The sequence below is a fragment of the Saccharopolyspora taberi genome (genome assembly GCF_039534165.1).
In the GTDB taxonomy this organism is placed as follows: domain Bacteria; phylum Actinomycetota; class Actinomycetes; order Mycobacteriales; family Pseudonocardiaceae; genus Saccharopolyspora_D; species Saccharopolyspora_D taberi.
This window is the reverse complement of record NZ_BAAAUX010000024.1, coordinates 1-16,360: the sequence shown is the minus strand read 5'-3', so window position 1 is coordinate 16,360 and position 16,360 is coordinate 1. Positions and strand designations below refer to the sequence as shown.

Sequence of the window (16,360 nt, the reverse complement as noted above, 5' to 3'; positions counted from 1 at the left end):
CGTTTCAGGCTGTGCGCCTGATCACGCGCGGCGACTGTCGGGGACTGCCCGCACCATGGGCGCATGGTGCTGTTCAGCGCGGTCGTGACCGCATCCGCCGAGGTCGCCGCGACCCGCTCGCGCAAGGCCAAGACCAGCGCGATAGCCGCGCTGCTCGGCGGGCTCGACGCGACCGAGGTCCGGCCGGCGACCGCTTTCCTGGCGGGCGAGCTGCCGGGCGGGCGCGCGGGCGTCGGCTGGTCGACGCTGTCCGCGCTGGACGTCCCGCCCGCGCCCGAACCTTCGCTGACCGTCGGCGAGGTCGACGCCGCGATCGACGAGCTGCGCGGCATCAGCGGCAGCGGCTCCGGGCAGCGCCGGACCGATCTGCTCGCCGGTCTGCTGGGCCGGGCGACCGCGCCGGAGCAGGAGTTCCTGGTCCGGCTGCTCGGCGGCGAGCTGCGGCAGGGCGCGCTGGAGGGCGTGATGCTGGAAGCCGTCGCCACCGCCGCGCGGGTGCCCGCGGAGGACGTGCGCCGCGCGTTCATGCTCTCCGGCCGCCTGCCCGCGACGGCCGAGGCCGCGCTGCGCGGCGGCGGGGCCGAGCTTGCGCGGTTCCGGCTGGAGGTGGGCCGCCCGCTGCGCCCGATGCTGGCCTCGCCCGCCGAAACCCTGGACGAGGCCGTCGCCGAGCTCGGCGAGGTCAGCGTCGAGTACAAGCTGGACGGTGCGCGGATCCAGGTCCACCGCGACGGCGACGACGTGCACGTCTACACCAGGACGCTGCGCGAGATCACCCGGAGTGTGCCGGAACTGGTCGAGCTCGTGCGGGGTCTGGACTGCCGGTCGATCGTGCTCGACGGCGAGACCCTGGCGCTCGACGACTCCGGACGGCCCCGGCCGTTCCAGGAGACGATGAGCCGGTTCGGCGCGCAGAGCGAGCGGGAACTGCTGCTGCGCCCGTACTTCTTCGACTGCCTGCACCTCGACGGCGAGGACCTGCTGGACCACCCGCTGCGGCAACGCCTGGAGTTCCTGGAGAAGGTGGCGCCGCAGCACCGCATCCCGGCCGTCCTCGCGCCGGACCCCGAACGCGCGGCGGCGGTCTTCGACGAGGCGCTCGACGCCGGGCACGAGGGCGTCATGGTCAAGGCGCTCGACTCGGTCTACGCGGCGGGCCGCCGCGGCCGGACCTGGCGCAAGGTCAAGCCCGCGCACACGCTCGACCTCGTCGTGCTGGCCGCCGAGTGGGGGCACGGGCGGCGCAGCGGCTACCTGTCCAACCTGCACCTCGGCGCCCGCGACCCCGACGGCGGGCCGCCGATCATGGTCGGCAAGACGTTCAAGGGCCTCACCGACGAACTGCTCGCCTGGCAGACCGCGGAGTTCCCGAAGCGGGAGACCCACCGCGATGCGTGGACGGTCCACCTCGTGCCGGAGCTGGTCGTGGAGATCGAGCTCGACGGAGTGCAGGCCAGCCCCCGCTACCCCGGAGGCGTCGCGCTGCGGTTCGCCCGGGTCCTGCGCTACCGGCCGGACAAGGACGCGGCCTCCGCCGACACCATCGACGCGGTGCGCGCCGTGCAACGCGGGGGCTCTGGGCGGCCGGAAGACACCGGGCAGCAGGGAAACGCTGGGCAGCAGGGAGACACCGGGCGGCCGTGAGACCCTGGGCGCATGAGCACTCCGGAAGAGGTCGGATCGATCAACATCGGCCCCGGCACCATCGATCCGCGCGACTTCCAGCCCGGCCCCGGCGCCGGTGACCCGGACTTCTACCTCGCCGTGCTGGTGACCGAGGCGACCACCGACGACGGTGCGGGCGGGCCGCTCTACGAGGAGTCGTTCGTGCTGCTCAAGGCCGAGTCGGAGGAGGAGGCCAGGGAGAAGGCCGCCGAGTACGGCAAGCAGCAGGAGACCAGCTACCGCAACGAGAACGACGAGCTGGTCAGCTGGAAGCTCAAGCACGTCGTCGACGTCCGGCAGGTCGAGGACGCCACCTTCGACGACGGGTCCGAGCTCTACAGCCGGTTCTTCCGCGGTTACCAGGGCTACCGGTCCTTCGAGCCCCGGCTCGGCGGCGAGGAGGTCTAGCGGGCCGTGCTGGTCCGGACGCGGACCGCGTTCGGGTCGTTGGACGGGTCACAACGGGCGTCCGGCCACGTATCCTGACGTGTCGTGCAGTTCTTGAACGGGCAGCAGCCCATCACCGACCTGACCTACGACGACGTCTTCCTCGCACCCCGGCGATCGGGCGTGGAGTCCCGCTTCGACGTCGACCTGGCGACCACCGACGGCTCGGGTGCGACCCTGCCGATCGTCGTCGCCAACATGACCGCCGTGTCCGGCAGGCGGATGGCCGAGACCGTCGCGCGGCGGGGCGGCCTGGTGGTCCTGCCGCAGGACGTCGACCCGGGCGCGGTGTCCGAGATCGTGTCCTGGGTCAAGGACCGCCACCCGGTGTGGGACACCCCGCTGGTCCTGCACGCCGCTGACGCGGTCGCCGACGCGATCAACCTGCTCCCCAAGCGCGCCCACGGCGCGGTGGTGGTCGTCGACGACGACAACCGGCCGGTCGGCGTGGTCGACGAGGCCGCCTGCGCCGGGGTCGACCGGTTCGCCCGGGTCGGCGAGGTCGCCGACCGGCACCCGGTGCTGCTGCCGCTGGACACCAAGCCGCGCGACGTGTTCGAGCAGCTGGAGAAGCAGGCCCGCTCGGTGGCCCTCGCGGTCGACGCGGACGGGAAGCTCGCCGGGATCATGACCTCGAAGGCCGCGCTGCGGGCCGAGATCTACACGCCCGCGCTGGACGCCGGGGGCCGCCTCCGGGTCGCCGCCGCGGTCGGGGTCAACGGCGATGTCGCAGCGAAGGCGTCCGCGCTGCTCGCGGCCGGGGTGGACACGCTGGTCGTGGACACCGCGCACGGCCACCAGGAGAAGATGATCTCCGCGCTGGCCGCGGTGCGCTCGGCCGACCCGCGGGTGCCGGTCGTGGCGGGCAACGTGGTCACCGCCGACGGCGTCCGGGACCTGGTCGAGGCCGGTGCCGACGTGATCAAGGTCGGGGTCGGCCCCGGCGCGATGTGCACCACGCGGATGATGACCGGCGTCGGCAGGCCGCAGTTCTCCGCGGTCGCCGAGTGCGCCGCCGCCGCGCGGGAGCTCGGCAAGCACGTGTGGGCCGACGGCGGGGTCCGGCACCCGCGCGACGTCGCCCTCGCGCTGGCCGCCGGGGCGTCCTCGGTGATGGTCGGCTCCTGGTTCGCCGGCACCTACGAGTCGCCCGGCGACCTCCAGCGCGACGAGCACGGCCGCGCGTACAAGGAGTCCTTCGGGATGGCCTCAAAGCGCGCCGTGAGCGCGCGCACGCGCACCGACAGCGCCTTCGACCAGGCCCGCAAGGCGCTGTTCGAGGAGGGCATCTCCAGCTCGCGGATGCGGATCGACCCGCTGCGGCCCAGCGTCGAGGACCTGCTCGACGAGATCAGCTCCGGCCTGCGCTCGTCCTGCACCTACGCGGGCGCGCGCAGCCTGGAGGAGTTCTACGAGCGGGCGCTGGTCGGCATCCAGTCCGCCGCGGGCTTCGCCGAGGGCCGCCCGCTGCCGTCCGGCTGGTGAGACCGGGCCCGGTGTCCCTCCGGCCGAGGGACACCGGGCACCGCGTCAGCCGTGGAAGTCGCCCTCCAGCATCTCGGTCACCAGCGCGGCGACCGGGGACCGCTCGGAGCGGGTGAGGGTCACGTGCGCGAACAGCGGGTGGCCCTTGAGCTTCTCGATCACCGCCGCGACCCCGTCGTGCCTGCCGACCCGCAGGTTGTCGCGCTGCGCCACGTCATGGGTGAGCACGACCCGGGAGCTGGCCCCGAGCCGGGACAGCACCGTCAGCAGCACGTTGCGCTCCAGCGACTGCGCCTCGTCGACGATGACGAACGAGTCGTGCAGAGACCGGCCGCGGATGTGGGTCAGCGGCAGCACTTCGAGCATGCCGCGGTCCATCACCTCGTCCAGGACGTCCTGGCTGGCAAGCGCGCCGAGGGTGTCGAACACCGCCTGCGCCCAGGGCTGCATCTTGTCGTTCTCGGTCCCGGGCAGGTAGCCGAGCTCCTGCCCGCCGACGGCGTAGACCGGCCGGAACACCACGACCTTGCGGTGCTGCTGGCGCTCCATCACCGCCTCCAGCCCGGCGCACAGGGCCAGCGCCGACTTGCCGGTGCCCGCCCGGCCGCCCAGCGACACGATCCCGATGTCCGGGTCCATCAGCAGGTCCAGCGCCACCCGCTGCTCGGCGGAGCGGCCGTGCAGCCCGAACGCCTCGCGGTCCCCGCGCACCAGCTTGACCTGCTTGTCCGCGGTGACCCGGCCCAGCGCGCTCTGCGAGCCCGCGAGCAGCCGCAGCCCGGTGTTGGCCGGCAGGTCCCTTGCCTCGTCGAAGTCGGCGACGCCCTCCCGGAACAGGCTGTCCACGGCGTCCGGCGGCACGTCCAGGTCCGCCATGCCGGTCCAGCCGGAGGAGATCACGTCCTGCGCCCGGTACTCCTCGGCCTCCAGGGCGACCGACGCGGCCTTGACCCGCATCGGCATGTCCTTGGTGACCAGCGTGACCCGGTGGCCCTCCGCGCTGAGGTTCAGCGCGCAGGCCAGGATCCGCGCGTCGTTGGAGTCGGTGCGGAAGCCTGGCGGCAGCACCGTCGGGTCCGTGTGGTTGAGCTCCACGTGCAGGCTGCCGCCCTCCTCGCCGACCGGAACCGGCGAGTCGAGCCTCCCGTGCTGGAGCCGCAGGTCGTCGAGGACGCGCAGCGCCTCCCGGGCGAACCAGCCGAGTTCCGGGTGGTGGCGCTTGGCCTCCAGCTCGCTGATCACCACCAGCGGCAGGACCACCCCGTGCTCGGCGAATCTGGTCATCGCCCACGGGTCCGACAGCAGGACCGAGGTGTCCAAGACGTAGGTGCGGAACTCCTGCCGGGATTCGGGACTTCTGCGCGCGGAGTCACCCGTGGGAACCGGGCTGTCCGCTTCGGGCTGGGAACGTCGTGCGGTCACGGCTACTCCCTCGCGGGCGTGGTGAGCACACCCGCTCGTCGGCGGGCCGGGCCTGCCCCTGCCGTGTTCGGCGGGACCGCGGAACGGTCCAGGGCCACGCACCGGCCCTGGCGCGACCACGGTGGACGGTGAACCGTCCGTTCCTGCCTACAGCCACGGTCAGGGCCTCCCGGACGGGCCGCTTACGGCGTTGCACTACGGACGGCCCGTCACTGCGGACGCTACCTGCATGATCCGGACTCGGCAGGCGTCCACACAGGTGATTCAGCGAAACGTCAGCTGCTCGTCACGTACCAGGGCTTTTGGTCGGAAGTGCCTACCGGCGGTGATCCCGCTGCGAGTCGATCTTAGTCTCAACGGGTGAAAACGGGGATCCGGGCGGCGATTTCGGTGCGGATCGTCTCCGGAACCAGGGGCTCGTCGAGCAGCCGCCGGTACCGGTCGGCCGAAGTCGCACCGGGCGGGCCGTGCTCCAGCCAGGTTCGCAGCAACCGGAATCCCTCCACGTAGGTGCAGGTGTAAGCGCGCCACAGCGGATCGGTCATGAACCGCAGCAGGTGCCGCGCCCTGCGCTCGGGGACCAGCAGCCAACGGCGGAGGAAGTCCACCACTTCGGTCTCGTCGGCGCCCTGGTCGTGCAGCATCAGCAGCGCGTCCTGGCGGACCGCCAGCAGCCCGCTCGACGCGATCTCGACCCGTTCGGCCAGCTCGCCGTCGAACTCGACGCCCAGGTCGGCCAGGATCTCGGCCGCCCACCGGCCCCACCCCGGCCCGATCGCGGCGTGCAGGCCGAGGTCGGCCAGCCCTTCGGCGAGCAGGCACTGCGGCGTGTTCACCAGGGAGATCGTGTGCTCCAGGTGCTGCCGCCGGTCGATCAGACCGGCCTCCTTGCGGCAGTGCTCGGTGTGGTGTCCCGGGTACGCCTCGTGCGCGACCAGGTGCGGCAGGTTCGCGGCGCGGGGACCGGTGTCGGCGTTGATCGCGACCAGCGACCGGAAGTCGCCGAGGTACCGGTTGAACCCGCTCCACGGCTGGTCGGTGACGATCCGGAAGCCGACGGTCTCCTGCGGCGGCAGGCCGAACCGGCCGCGGACGCGGTCGCGCAGCGCGCTCGCCAGCGCGCGCACGCAGTCCTCCAGCCGCTCGGGCGGGATGCGGTCGCGCTCGCGCAGGGCGGCCATCCGGTCCGCCAGCGGGCCGGGCCCGGGCACCAGCTCGTCGAGCTCCCGGTGCGCCTGGCGGTACTCGTCGACGTCGCCGGGCGTGGCGCGGACCTGGAAGTACGCCTCGACCTCGTCGGCGAACCGGATCCGCGCGCCGGCGAACCCGCGCGCGGCGCATTCCAGCGCGGTGAGCTGCACCTGCAGGAACCGCCGGCGAGACTCCGCCAGGTCGGTGTCTTCCAGAGCGGCGAGCAGCCTGCGCGCCTGCGCGGCGAGCTCGGAGGGGACCGGCGGAGCCTCGTTGCCGACGCGGCGGCGCAGCAGCGGATCGCCGGTGTAGGCGTCGACGTAGCCGCTGCGGAGCCGGTCGAACCGCAGACCGAGCCGCACGTACTCGGTCACGAGCGCTCGCGAATCCATATTCGGACACTACGTCGTGCGTCCGGCGCCGGAATCGGCGGGATGTGCGATTGCCCGCGCAATGGCCTGACCGCGCCTCAGAAACTTGAGGGTTCGGCCAATTAAACACACGATGGTGGTAGTCAGGTTTCGTTCCACGGGGTGGGTGACTATGTTTCTCGCCGGGTGCTTCCCCTCGGCAAAAAAGCTACTGGGGTGATCGGGGCCGAGGAAATTTCGCACCTGTGTCACCCCCGTTCAACAAGGAGCTACTGAAGTGCTGAAGAAAGCTGCAATCGTCGCCGGTACCGCCGCTGGCCTGATGGCCCTGGCCCCGATGGCCAACGCCGACAGCGCCGACAACGACGGCGTCAACGTCCTCAACGACAACAACGTCAGCGCGGTGCCGATCCAGCTGTGCGGCAACGACGTCGCCGTCCTGGGCATCATCGTTGAGCTGCTGAACTTCGAGAACACCGAGTGCGTCAACGCCCCGGTCGTGGACCACCCGTCCCAGAAGAGCTGACCGGTCCTCTCGTAGCAGCGGACCCCCGCGGTCCACGCAGGCAAGAAGAGCGCCGGACCTTCCCGGCGCTCTTCTTTGCGTTTTCGCTGAAATAGTCACCCTGCGTTCCGCACATTCGTCAGCGGAACCAGTGATCACACGATCGTGTAAGGATGCGGAACACCGGCACGCCGGACCCGGTTTCCGGTCGGATATCGGCAAGACTGCGTTGCCACCGGTCGGGCTCGTCGATCTGCCCGGCGGTGAAAGGGAAATTCCGCGCTGATCAAAGGAGAGTGAGCGAAGTGCTGAAGAAAGCAGCGATCGTGGCGGGTGCCGCCGCGAGCCTGATGGCGCTGGCCCCTGTCGCCAACGCCGACAGTGCGGACAACGACGGCGTCAACCTCCTCAACGACAACAACGTCAGCGTGCTGCCGATCCAGGCGTGCGGCAACGACGTCGCCGTGCTGGGCATCATCGTCGAGGCCCTGAACGTCGAGAACACCCAGTGCGTCAACGCCCCGCTCGTGGACCACCCGCACCAGAAGGGCTGACCCGATCGGTAGCCGAAGGCCAGGCCGGACCCGTCCGGCCTGGCCTTCGCATGTGCGGGGTCAGCCGCCGAAGCGGCGGTGGCGCGCGGCGTACTCGCGCAGCGCGCGCAGGAAGTCGACGCGGCGGAAGGCGGGCCAGTACGCCTCGCAGAACCAGAACTCCGAGTGCGCGGACTGCCAGAGCATGAAGCCGGACAGGCGTTGCTCGCCGGAGGTGCGGATGACCAGGTCGGGATCGGGCTGTCCGGAGGTGTAGAGGTGCTCGGCGATGTGGTCGACGGTCAGCACCTCGGCGAGCTCCTCGATCGTGGTGCCCGCCTCGGCGTGCTGCTGCAGCAGCTTGCGGACCGCGTCGGCGATCTCGCGCCTGCCGCCGTAGCCGACGGCCACGTTGACCTGCACGCCGGTCCGGCCCTCGGTGCGCAGCGCCGCCGCGGACAGCCGCGCCGCGGTCTCGGTCGGCAGCAGGTCCAGGGCGCCGACGATCCGGACCCGCCACGGCTTGCCCGGCTCGGTCAGCTCGTCGACGACACCGGCGATGATCTCCAGCAGCGCGGTGAGCTCGGCACTGGTGCGGTTGAGGTTGTCGGTGGACAGCAGCCAGAGGGTGACGACCTCGACGTTCGCCTCCTGGCACCAGCCGAGCAGGTCGGCGATCTTGCGCGCGCCCGCGCGGTGCCCGTGGTCGATCTCCAGGCCGGCTTCCTTGGCCCACCTGCGGTTGCCGTCGAGGATCACACCGACGTGCCGCGGTGATCTCGACACGTCCAGTTTCCGCCGCAGCCGCCGTTCGTAGACGTCGACGATGAGCTCTCGGATCCGAACCTTAAGCGCCACGCCCCGCGAGCCTACGCGGGGCCGGAACCGCGCCGGACCGCATCCCTGCGCAACGCCATGAAGTGCACGTCACCGCACGCGTGCTGTCCGGAACAACCTACGGTCCCGTAACCTCCGGGGTGTGACTAGCGCACTCACCGCCCGCGTACCGACGGCGATCGTGAAGCCGCGGCTGCGCGGCTGGATCCACCTCTGGTCCCTGTTCGTCTCGATCGCGGCAGGCGCGACGCTGATCGCGGTGTCCGGGGCCACCGTGTCGGCGAGCGCCGCGGTCGGAACCTCGGTCTACGTCGCCACCGTGCTCGGTCTGTTCGGGGTCAGCGCGCTGTACCACCGCAAGACGTGGAAGTCGGTCGGCGCCCGGACCTGGATGCGCAGGCTCGACCACTCGATGATCTTCCTGTTCATCGCGGGCACCTACACGCCGTTCGCGATGCTGGCGATGGCGCCGACCACCGGCTCCGTGGTGCTCGCGGTGGTCTGGGGCGGCGCGCTCGGCGGCGTGGTGCTCAAGCTGGCCTGGCCGAACGCGCCGCGCTGGGTCGGTGTGCCGGTCTACATCGCGCTGGGCTGGGTGGCCGTGTTCGTGCTGCCCGACCTGCTGCACAACGCCGGGGTCGCCGCGCTGGTCCTGCTGCTGGTCGGCGGCCTGCTCTACACCGCGGGTGCGGTGTTCTACGCCTGCCGCCGACCGGACCCGTGGCCGGAGACCTTCGGCTACCACGAGTTCTTCCACGCGGCGGTCTCGGCCGCCGCGATCTGCCACCACGTGGCGATCTGGCTCGCGCTCTACTCCTGACCCGGCCCCTGGCTGCGCAGCTGGTCGACCTTGGCCAGGGCTTCGCGGAGGTCGGCCAGCCAGTCCTCGGTGTGCTGGCCGACCAGCCGGACCGCCCAGGCCAGCGCCTCGGACCGGGAGCGCGCGACACCCGCGTCGACCAGGGTGTCCAGCACCATCCGCTCGGGCTGGCGGAGCCGGGTCATGACCGGTGCCGACAGCGTGGTGAACAGCTCCTCGGTCGATCCCAGCCGGGCGCCCCACGAGACCTTGCGCCCGTAGCGGTGCTCGGCCTGCCGGGCGATGTCGATGCGCTCCTCGCGGGTCTCCTCCCGGAACCGGGAGATCCGGCCGCTCTCGGCCGCCGCGCGGGCGGCGGCGTCGGCGAACTCGCCCTCGACCTCGGGCAGCGTGCCGATCACCAGGATCTCCTCGCGGTCGACGGTGATCTCCGGGTTCCCGGTGAACCAGCCCTCCGGGAGCCGGCCGCTGAACCACGCCTGCGCGTCCTCGGCCGCCGGCGGCTCGGGCGCCTTGCGCCCACCGCGTGCGCCGCCGCTCCAGGGCGGTCCCCAACCGCGGTTGCGCGCGGTGCGGCTGAACCTGTTCTGCATGTCCCTCACCCCTTCCAATTACAAAATTACGCGCTTGCACTGGAAGGTGGTTCTGCTCTGGGCGAACCCGATCAGCCGAGGTCGCGGCGCATGCAGACGCGTTGCTCCGGATCGAGCCCGTGCGCGGCCTCGGCCTCGACCGCCTTGGCCAGACCCGGGGTGATCTCGTCGGCGGCCAGGTCCCGGAACCCGAGCCGGCGGTAGTACGGCGCGTTCCAGGGGACGTCGCGGAAGGTCGTGAGGGTCAGGGCGGTCAGTCCCTGGCCGGTCGCCCAGGACTCGACGTGGTCGAGCAGGCGGCGGCCGACGCCCTTCCGCGAGTGGTCCGGGTGCACGCTGATCTGCGCGATGTGCGCGGCGCCGTCCAGCGGTTCGACCAGCACGTACGCGACCGGGCCGGGATCGGCGGCCACCCAGGCGCGCCCGGCGCGCTGGAAGACGGCCAGGCTCTCCAGCGGCAGCGGCGGGTCCTCGGCGATGCCGGTCATGCCGATCTCGCGGAAGAGCGCTCCGGCGGCGACTTCGACCTGTTGGCAAGTGGGCAGGTCGTCCAGGTCAGCGGTGCGGATGCGCATTCGCGGATTGGAGCAGCCGGGGTTCCGGCCGCGCCACCGATTTCCTTTCGGCGTGGGGTGGGCGGCTGCGCGGCCGTCTTCGGCTCGGTGCGGGGCGGCGGCGACTGGCCGCCGATTTCGTCTCGGCGTGGGGTGATCGGCTGCGCCGCCTTCCACTCAGCGTCGGCTGTCCCGGCTGCGCCGTTTTCGGCTCGGTGCGGCCGTCCCGGCCGCGTCATCGTCTTCTGCTCGGCGTGGGCGACCAGGCTGCGTCGCCGTCTTCGGCTCAGCGTCGGGCGACCTGGCCGCGCCGTCTTCTTCCGCTCAGAGTCGGCCGTCCCGGCTGCGTCGCCTTCCGCTCAGTGCGGGTGGCCTGGCCGCATCGCCGTCTTCGGCTCAGTGTCGGCCGTCCCGGCTGCACCGTCTTCCGCTCAGCGCGGGGCAACTCGGCCGCGCCGTCTTCGGCTCGGTGCGGGCAACCCGGCTGCGTCGCCCCTTCTGCTCGGCGGGGGGTGGCCTGGCCGTGTCGTCGCCGTCTTTGGCTCAACGCGGGGCGTCCCGGCTGCGTCGTCGTCTTCGGCTTAGCGTCGGGCGTCCTGGCTGGGTCGTCCTCTTCCACTCAGCGTCGGCCGTCCCGCCCGCGCCACCTTCCGCCCAGCGCCGCCGTCCCGGCCGCGCCGTCGCCGCGCTCAGCGCGGAGCGACCCGGCTCCGCCCGAGCGCCTCGACCAGCTCCTCGACCCCGGTCACCGGCCGGTCGCACACGTACCCGCGGCACACGTACGCCGCGGCGGCTCCGCCGACCAGCGGCCGTCCGGCCAGCAGCGGCACGCCGGTCGCCTCCGGCTCCCCGGCGAGCGTGACCGCCCCTCCGGGGGCGTGCCGCAGCGCCGCGGCGACCAGCTCCGCGCGGTCGCGGCTCCCGGCTTCGCCTGCGACCGCGACCTGGAGCGGTCCGTGCGCCAGCGCTTCCGCGGCCGACAGCCAGTGTCCCGCGAAGCGGGGCGCGCGCTGCGCGAGGAGCCCGGCGCGCGACAGCGCCTGCTCCGCGGCGGCGCGGTAGCGGGTGGCGACGGAGTCGCCGCCCAGCGCGGCGGCGCTGAGCAGGGCCACCGCCACCGACGACGCCCCGGAGGGGCTGGCGTTGTCAGTGGGGTCGGAGGGGCGGCGGACGAGGGCTTCGGCGTCGGCGGCGGTGTCGTGGAAGACACCGGGGTGGTCCGGGTCGGCGAACTGGTCAAGCGCGATGTCGAGCAGCGTGCGGGCCGTGTCGAGCCAGCGCGGGTCGCCGGTGGCCTGGTGGAGGGCGAGCAGGCCGTCGGCCAGGCTGCCGTAGTCCTCCAGGACCCCGGCCGCTGTCCCGGCGACGCCGTCGCGCGAGCTGCGGCGCAGGCGGCCGTCGACGAGGTGGCGTTCGGCCAGCAGCGTCGCGGCGCGCTCGGCGGCGGTGATCCAGTGCGGTTCGTCGAGCGCGGTGGCGGCCTCGACCAGGGCGGTGATCGCCATGCCGTTCCAGCCGGTGACGACCTTGTCGTCCTTGGCGGGCTGCGGTCGCCTGCTGCGGGCGTCGTAGAGGCTGTCGCGGACGCGGCGCCAGCGGGCGTGGTCCTGCGGGTCGCGCTTGAGCTGGAGGGTGGAGGCGCCGTGCTCGAAGGTGCCGGACTCGGTGACCTCGAACAGTTCGGCGGCCCACACGGCGTCGGATTCGCCGAGGACCTCGTGCAGCTGCTCGGGCGTCCACACGTAGGTCAGGCCCTCGACGCCCTCGGTGTCGGCGTCCAGCGAGGCGGCGAAACCGCCCTCGGGCGTGCGCAGGTCGCGGAGCAGGAACTCGGCGGTCTCGCGGGTGATCCGCTCGGCCAGCGGGTGCCCGCCGAGCCGTGCGAGGTGCGCGTAGACGCGCAGGAGCAGCGCGTTGTCGTAGAGCATCTTCTCGAAGTGCGGCACCACCCACTCCGGATCGACGCTGTAGCGGGCGAACCCGCCCGCCAGCTGGTCGTAGATCCCGCCCCGGGCCATGGCCTCGCAGGTGGCTTCGACCATCTCCAGCGCGGTCCGGCCGCTGCCCGGTTCCGGGTCGCGTTCGTGGTGGCGCAGCAGGAACTCCAGCACCATCGACGGCGGGAACTTCGGCGCACCGCCGAATCCGGCGTTGTCGGCGTCGAACTCCGCGTGCAGGTGGGAGACCGCGGACGCGATGACCTCGTCGTCCAAAGTGGACTCCGGTAGCGGCACGCGCTGCGCGGACAGCTGCTCGACCACGCGGGCCGCGGCCTGCCGGACCTCGCCGCCGCGTTCGGTCCACGCCTGCGCCACGGCCCCCAGCAGCTGCCGGAACGACGGCATCCCCTGCAACGGGGCCGGCGGGTAGTAGGTGCCGCAGTGGAACGGTTCGCCGTCGGGGGTGAGGAAGCAGGTCATCGGCCAGCCGCCCTGGCCGGTCATGGCCTGGGTGGCCTCCATGTAGACGGCGTCGACGTCCGGGCGCTCCTCGCGGTCGACCTTGATGCTGACGAAGTGCTCGTTCATCAGCGCGGCGGTCGTCTCGTCCTCGAAGGACTCGTGGGCCATCACGTGGCACCAGTGGCAGGCGGCGTAACCGACCGACAGCAGCACCGGGACGTCGCGGCGGCGGGCCTCTTCGAACGCTTCCGGCGACCACGGCCACCAGTCGACCGGGTTGTCGGCGTGCTGGAGGAGGTACGGGCTGGTCGCGTTCGCTAGCCGGTGAGCCATGGGTCCAGCCTCCCATCCCCGGGAGTCAGGCGCACCGGCCCCGCGGTTATCGGATCTCCGGCGGACTTTTCTCGCAAAGAGTGTTAACAAATCGCGACGCTGCTGCTCATAATGGGCCGGACTTCAGGGAGCGGCTGATGACGGAGACGATGCGCGCGGCGGTGCTGCGCGGGGTCCGGGACATGGTGGTCGAGCGGCGTCCGGTGCCCGAGCCCGGCCCGCGCGAGGTGCTGGTGCGGGTGACGGCTGTCGGGACCTGCGGATCGGACACCCACTACTACGAGGAGGGCCGGATCGGCCCCTTCGTGGTTCGGGATCCGCTGGTGCTCGGGCACGAGGCGGCCGGTGTCGTGGCCGCGGCCGGGTCCGAGGTGTCCCGGCACGCGGTGGGGCAGCGGGTGGCGATCGAGCCGGGCGTTCCGTGCTTCGTCTGCGCGCAGTGCCGCGCCGGGCGGTACAACCTGTGCCCGGACATGCGCTTCTTCGCGACGCCGCCGGTCGACGGCGCGTTCTGCGAGTACGTCGCGGTGCACGAGGAATTCGCTTACGCCGTCCCGGATTCGGTGTCCGACGAGGCCGCCGCGCTGTGCGAGCCGCTGTCGGTCGGGGTGTGGGCGTGCCGCAAGGGGCGGGTCGGTCCGGGCACGCGGGTGCTGATCACCGGCGCCGGGCCGATCGGGCTGGTCGCGGTGCAGACCGCGCGTGCGTTCGGGGCGAGCGAGGTCGTGGTCACCGACGTCAACCCGCGGCGGCTGGAGCTGGCCGCCGAGCTCGGTGCGACGAGCACCGTCGATGTCCGGGAAGGCGCGCCCGACGGCGAACCGGAAGTGCTGCTGGAGTGCTCCGGCGTCGCCCGCGCCGCCGTCGACGGCATCCGGTCGGTGGGCCGGGCGGGCCGGGTCGTGCTGGTCGGCATGGGCGGTGACGAGCTGCCGCTTCCCCTTTCCCACGTGCAGAACAACGAGATCGAGCTGACCGGCACGTTCCGCTACGCCAACACCTGGCCCACCGCGATCGCGCTGGCCGCGTCCGGCGCGGTGGACCTGGACCGGCTGGTGACGCACCGGTTCGGGCTGGACGAGGTCGAGCAGGCGCTGACCGCGGCGGCGCGCGACGAGAACGCGGTGAAGTCCGTGGTGGTGCCGTGAACGCGCGGCCTTCGGAGGCCGCGGTGGAGCAGCGCAGGCAGGACGTGCTCCGCCACGTCGTCGACCGCGGGCAGGTCCGCATCGACCACCTCGCGGAGCGGTTCCAGGTCAGCCTGATGACCATGCACCGCGACCTCGACGACCTGGCCGCCCGCCGGATGCTGCGCAAGCTGCGCGGCCGGGTCGAGGCGTTCCCGTCGCTGACGATGGAGACCGCGACCCGCTTCCGGATCGGGCTGCACGTGCCGGAGAAGGAGGCGATCTCGGCCGCCGTCGCCGATGAGGTCAGGCCCGGATCGACCGTCCTGCTCGACGACTCCAGCACGCTGTTCCCGCTGGCGCGGCTGCTCACCTCGGTCGACGGGCTGACCGTGGTCACCAACTCGGTCACCATCGCGCAGATCATGTCCGGCAGCGACGTGGTGCTCGTCGGCGGCCGGTACCGCGGCGAGTTCGACTCGTGCACCGGGCCGGACGTGCTGCGCGCGCTGTCCCGCCTGCGCGCGGACATCGCGTTCATGTCGGTCACCACGATCACCGAGGGACGGCTGTTCCACCCGATCCAGGACTACGCCGAGATCAAGGAAGCCCTGCACGGGTCGGCGCGGCGGACGCTGCTGCTCGCCGACCACTCGAAGTTCGGCAAGACCGCCACCTACGCTCACGGTGACGTCGGATCGTTCGACCTGGTGGTCACCGACGACGGCACGCCGCAGCACGAGCTCGACGCGATCCGGGCCTTCGGCACCGGGGTTCGCGTTGTCACCACGGGAGATTGAGACATGACGCTTGTCGCGGGGATCGACTCGTCGACGCAGTCCACCAAGGTCGTCGTGTGCGACGCCGGGACCGGTGAAGTGGTGCGCGAAGGCCGCGCCCCGCACCCCGAGGGAACGGTCGCCGACCCCGAGGTGTGGTGGCGGGCGTTGACCGGCATCGGGCTGCTCGACGACGTGGCCGCAGTCGGCGTCGCCGCCCAGCAGCACGGGATGGTCGCGCTGGACGAGGACCGGCGGGTCGTGCGCCCGGCGCTGCTGTGGAACGACAACCGGTCCGGTCCGGCCGCCGAGGACCTGGTGGCGGAACTGGGCGGCCCCGCGTTCTGGGCGGACGCGGTCGGGACTGTGCCGGTCGCCAGCCTGACGGTCACCAAGCTGCGCTGGATGGCCGAGCACGAGCCGGAGCTGGCCGACCGGGTCGCCGAGGTCGTGCTTCCGCACGACTGGCTGACCTGGCGGCTCACCGGCGGTGACCCGGTGACCGACCGGGGCGACGCCTCCGGCACCGGCTACTGGTCCCCGCGTGAAGGCCGCTACCGCGACGACATCCTCGCCACCGCCTTCGGCGGCCGGAAACCGCGGACCCCGCGAGTCCTCGGACCGGCCGAAGCGGCGGGCGAAACCCCGGACGGGCGGCTGGTTTCGGCGGGCACGGGCGACAACATGGGAGCCGCGCTGGGCCTGGACCTCCGGCCCGGCGACGTCGTGGTGTCGCTGGGGACGAGCGGCACCGTGTTCGCCTCGGTGCCCGATCCCGTCGCCGACCCCAGCGGCCTGATCGCGGGATTCGCCGACGCCGCAGGCGGATTCCTGCCGCTGGTCTGCACCCTCAACGCGGCCAGGGTGATCACCTCCACGGCCGCGATGCTCGGCCTGGACACCGCCGAGTTCGACCGCCTCGCCCGCTCCGCCCCGCCCGGCGCGGGCGGCCTGGCGCTGCTGCCCTACCTCGACGGCGAGCGCACTCCGAACCTGCCGGACGCCACCGGAACCCTGGTCGGCCTGCGCCGCGGCAACATGACGCCGGAGAACTTGGCGCGCGCCGCCGTGGAGGGGATGCTCTGCGGTCTCGCCACGGGCGTGGACGCGCTGCGCGAAGCGGGGATCGGGGTGCACCGGGTGCTGCTCATCGGCGGAGCCGCCCAGTCCGAGGCGGTCCGCGAAGCGGCGCCGCTGGTGTTCGGCGTGCCGGTGACGGTGCCGGAACCGGCGGAGTAGCTGGCCGTCGGCGCGGTGCGCCAGGCCGCGGGCGCGGAGCGGGAGCTGATCGACGAC

The 16,360-nt window shown here is 72.4% G+C and carries 15 protein-coding genes; 9 read left to right on the top strand and 6 right to left on the bottom strand.

The window, feature by feature from the left end; all coding sequences use genetic code 11:
* Positions 1–63 precede the first annotated feature (63 nt).
* The 3 genes from ABD691_RS27295 (at position 64) to ABD691_RS27285 (ending at position 3,597) form a co-directional block, all read left to right on the top strand.
* Positions 64–1,644 carry an ATP-dependent DNA ligase gene (locus tag ABD691_RS27295; RefSeq protein ID WP_344684516.1) on the top strand — a complete coding sequence of 527 codons (1,581 nt, stop codon included), beginning with the start codon at positions 64–66 and terminating at the stop codon, positions 1,642–1,644.
* A 12-nt stretch (positions 1,645–1,656) separates the two neighbouring features.
* Positions 1,657–2,073, top strand: coding sequence for a DUF4288 domain-containing protein (locus ABD691_RS27290; protein ID WP_344684514.1), 417 nt, complete (start codon positions 1,657–1,659; stop codon positions 2,071–2,073).
* Positions 2,074–2,157: 84 nt separating this feature from the next.
* A complete protein-coding gene (locus ABD691_RS27285) occupies positions 2,158–3,597 on the top strand; it encodes a GuaB1 family IMP dehydrogenase-related protein (protein WP_344684512.1) in 1,440 nt (479 codons plus the stop codon).
* Between the two features lie 45 nt (positions 3,598–3,642).
* Here ABD691_RS27285 and phoH2 read toward each other — a convergent pair whose 3' ends face one another.
* Both phoH2 and ABD691_RS27275 read right to left on the bottom strand, forming a co-directional pair.
* A complete protein-coding gene (phoH2, locus tag ABD691_RS27280) occupies positions 3,643–5,019 on the bottom strand; it encodes an RNA 5'-3' helicase PhoH2 (RefSeq protein ID WP_425565169.1) in 1,377 nt (458 codons plus the stop codon).
* Between the two features lie 353 nt (positions 5,020–5,372).
* Positions 5,373–6,602, bottom strand: a complete 1,230-nt coding sequence (locus ABD691_RS27275) for a DUF885 domain-containing protein (RefSeq protein WP_344684510.1) — start codon at positions 6,600–6,602, stop codon at positions 5,373–5,375.
* 256 nt (positions 6,603–6,858) lie between these two features.
* On the opposite strand from ABD691_RS27275, the gene ABD691_RS27270 reads away from it, so the two are divergent.
* Positions 6,859–7,107, top strand: coding sequence for a hypothetical protein (locus ABD691_RS27270; protein WP_344684509.1), 249 nt, complete (start codon positions 6,859–6,861; stop codon positions 7,105–7,107).
* Positions 7,108–7,391: 284 nt separating this feature from the next.
* A complete protein-coding gene (locus ABD691_RS27265) occupies positions 7,392–7,640 on the top strand; it encodes a hypothetical protein (protein WP_344684507.1) in 249 nt (82 codons plus the stop codon).
* A gap of 60 nt (positions 7,641–7,700) precedes the next feature.
* On the opposite strand, the gene ABD691_RS27260 is transcribed toward ABD691_RS27265, so the two are convergent.
* Positions 7,701–8,459, bottom strand: a complete 759-nt coding sequence (locus ABD691_RS27260) for an isoprenyl transferase (RefSeq protein WP_425565175.1) — start codon at positions 8,457–8,459, stop codon at positions 7,701–7,703.
* Between the two features lie 139 nt (positions 8,460–8,598).
* On the opposite strand from ABD691_RS27260, the gene trhA reads away from it, so the two are divergent.
* Complete coding sequence (gene trhA / locus ABD691_RS27255) at positions 8,599–9,276, top strand: PAQR family membrane homeostasis protein TrhA (protein WP_344684503.1); 678 nt, start codon at positions 8,599–8,601, stop codon at positions 9,274–9,276.
* Here the strand turns inward: trhA and ABD691_RS27250 are convergent.
* From ABD691_RS27250 to ABD691_RS27240, 3 genes are all read right to left on the bottom strand, one after another.
* Positions 9,267–9,869: a hypothetical protein gene (locus tag ABD691_RS27250; RefSeq protein WP_344684501.1), complete on the bottom strand. Its 603-nt coding sequence runs from the start codon at positions 9,867–9,869 to the stop codon at positions 9,267–9,269. The two genes, trhA and ABD691_RS27250, sit on opposite strands and share 10 nt — an antisense overlap.
* A 71-nt stretch (positions 9,870–9,940) precedes the next feature.
* Positions 9,941–10,444 carry a GNAT family N-acetyltransferase gene (locus ABD691_RS27245; RefSeq protein WP_344684499.1) on the bottom strand — a complete coding sequence of 168 codons (504 nt, stop codon included), beginning with the start codon at positions 10,442–10,444 and terminating at the stop codon, positions 9,941–9,943.
* Positions 10,445–11,112: 668 nt separating this feature from the next.
* On the bottom strand, positions 11,113–13,158 hold the full coding sequence (locus tag ABD691_RS27240; protein ID WP_344684497.1) for a thioredoxin domain-containing protein: 2,046 nt from the start codon (positions 13,156–13,158) through the stop codon (positions 11,113–11,115).
* A 137-nt stretch (positions 13,159–13,295) separates the two neighbouring features.
* On the opposite strand from ABD691_RS27240, the gene ABD691_RS27235 reads away from it, so the two are divergent.
* The 3 genes from ABD691_RS27235 to ABD691_RS27225 are packed head-to-tail and all read left to right on the top strand — an operon-like array spanning position 13,296 to position 16,303.
* Positions 13,296–14,306, top strand: coding sequence for an NAD(P)-dependent alcohol dehydrogenase (locus tag ABD691_RS27235; protein WP_344684494.1), 1,011 nt, complete (start codon positions 13,296–13,298; stop codon positions 14,304–14,306).
* Positions 14,303–15,085 (top strand): DeoR/GlpR family DNA-binding transcription regulator, encoded by a 783-nt coding sequence (locus ABD691_RS27230; protein WP_344684493.1) that lies wholly within the window; start codon positions 14,303–14,305, stop codon positions 15,083–15,085. Before ABD691_RS27235 ends, ABD691_RS27230 begins: the two co-directional genes overlap by 4 nt.
* A 3-nt stretch (positions 15,086–15,088) precedes the next feature.
* The gene (locus ABD691_RS27225) at positions 15,089–16,303 is read left to right on the top strand and encodes a xylulokinase (RefSeq protein ID WP_344684492.1); all 1,215 of its coding nucleotides are present in this window, start codon (positions 15,089–15,091) and stop codon (positions 16,301–16,303) included.
* Positions 16,304–16,360 lie beyond the last annotated feature (57 nt).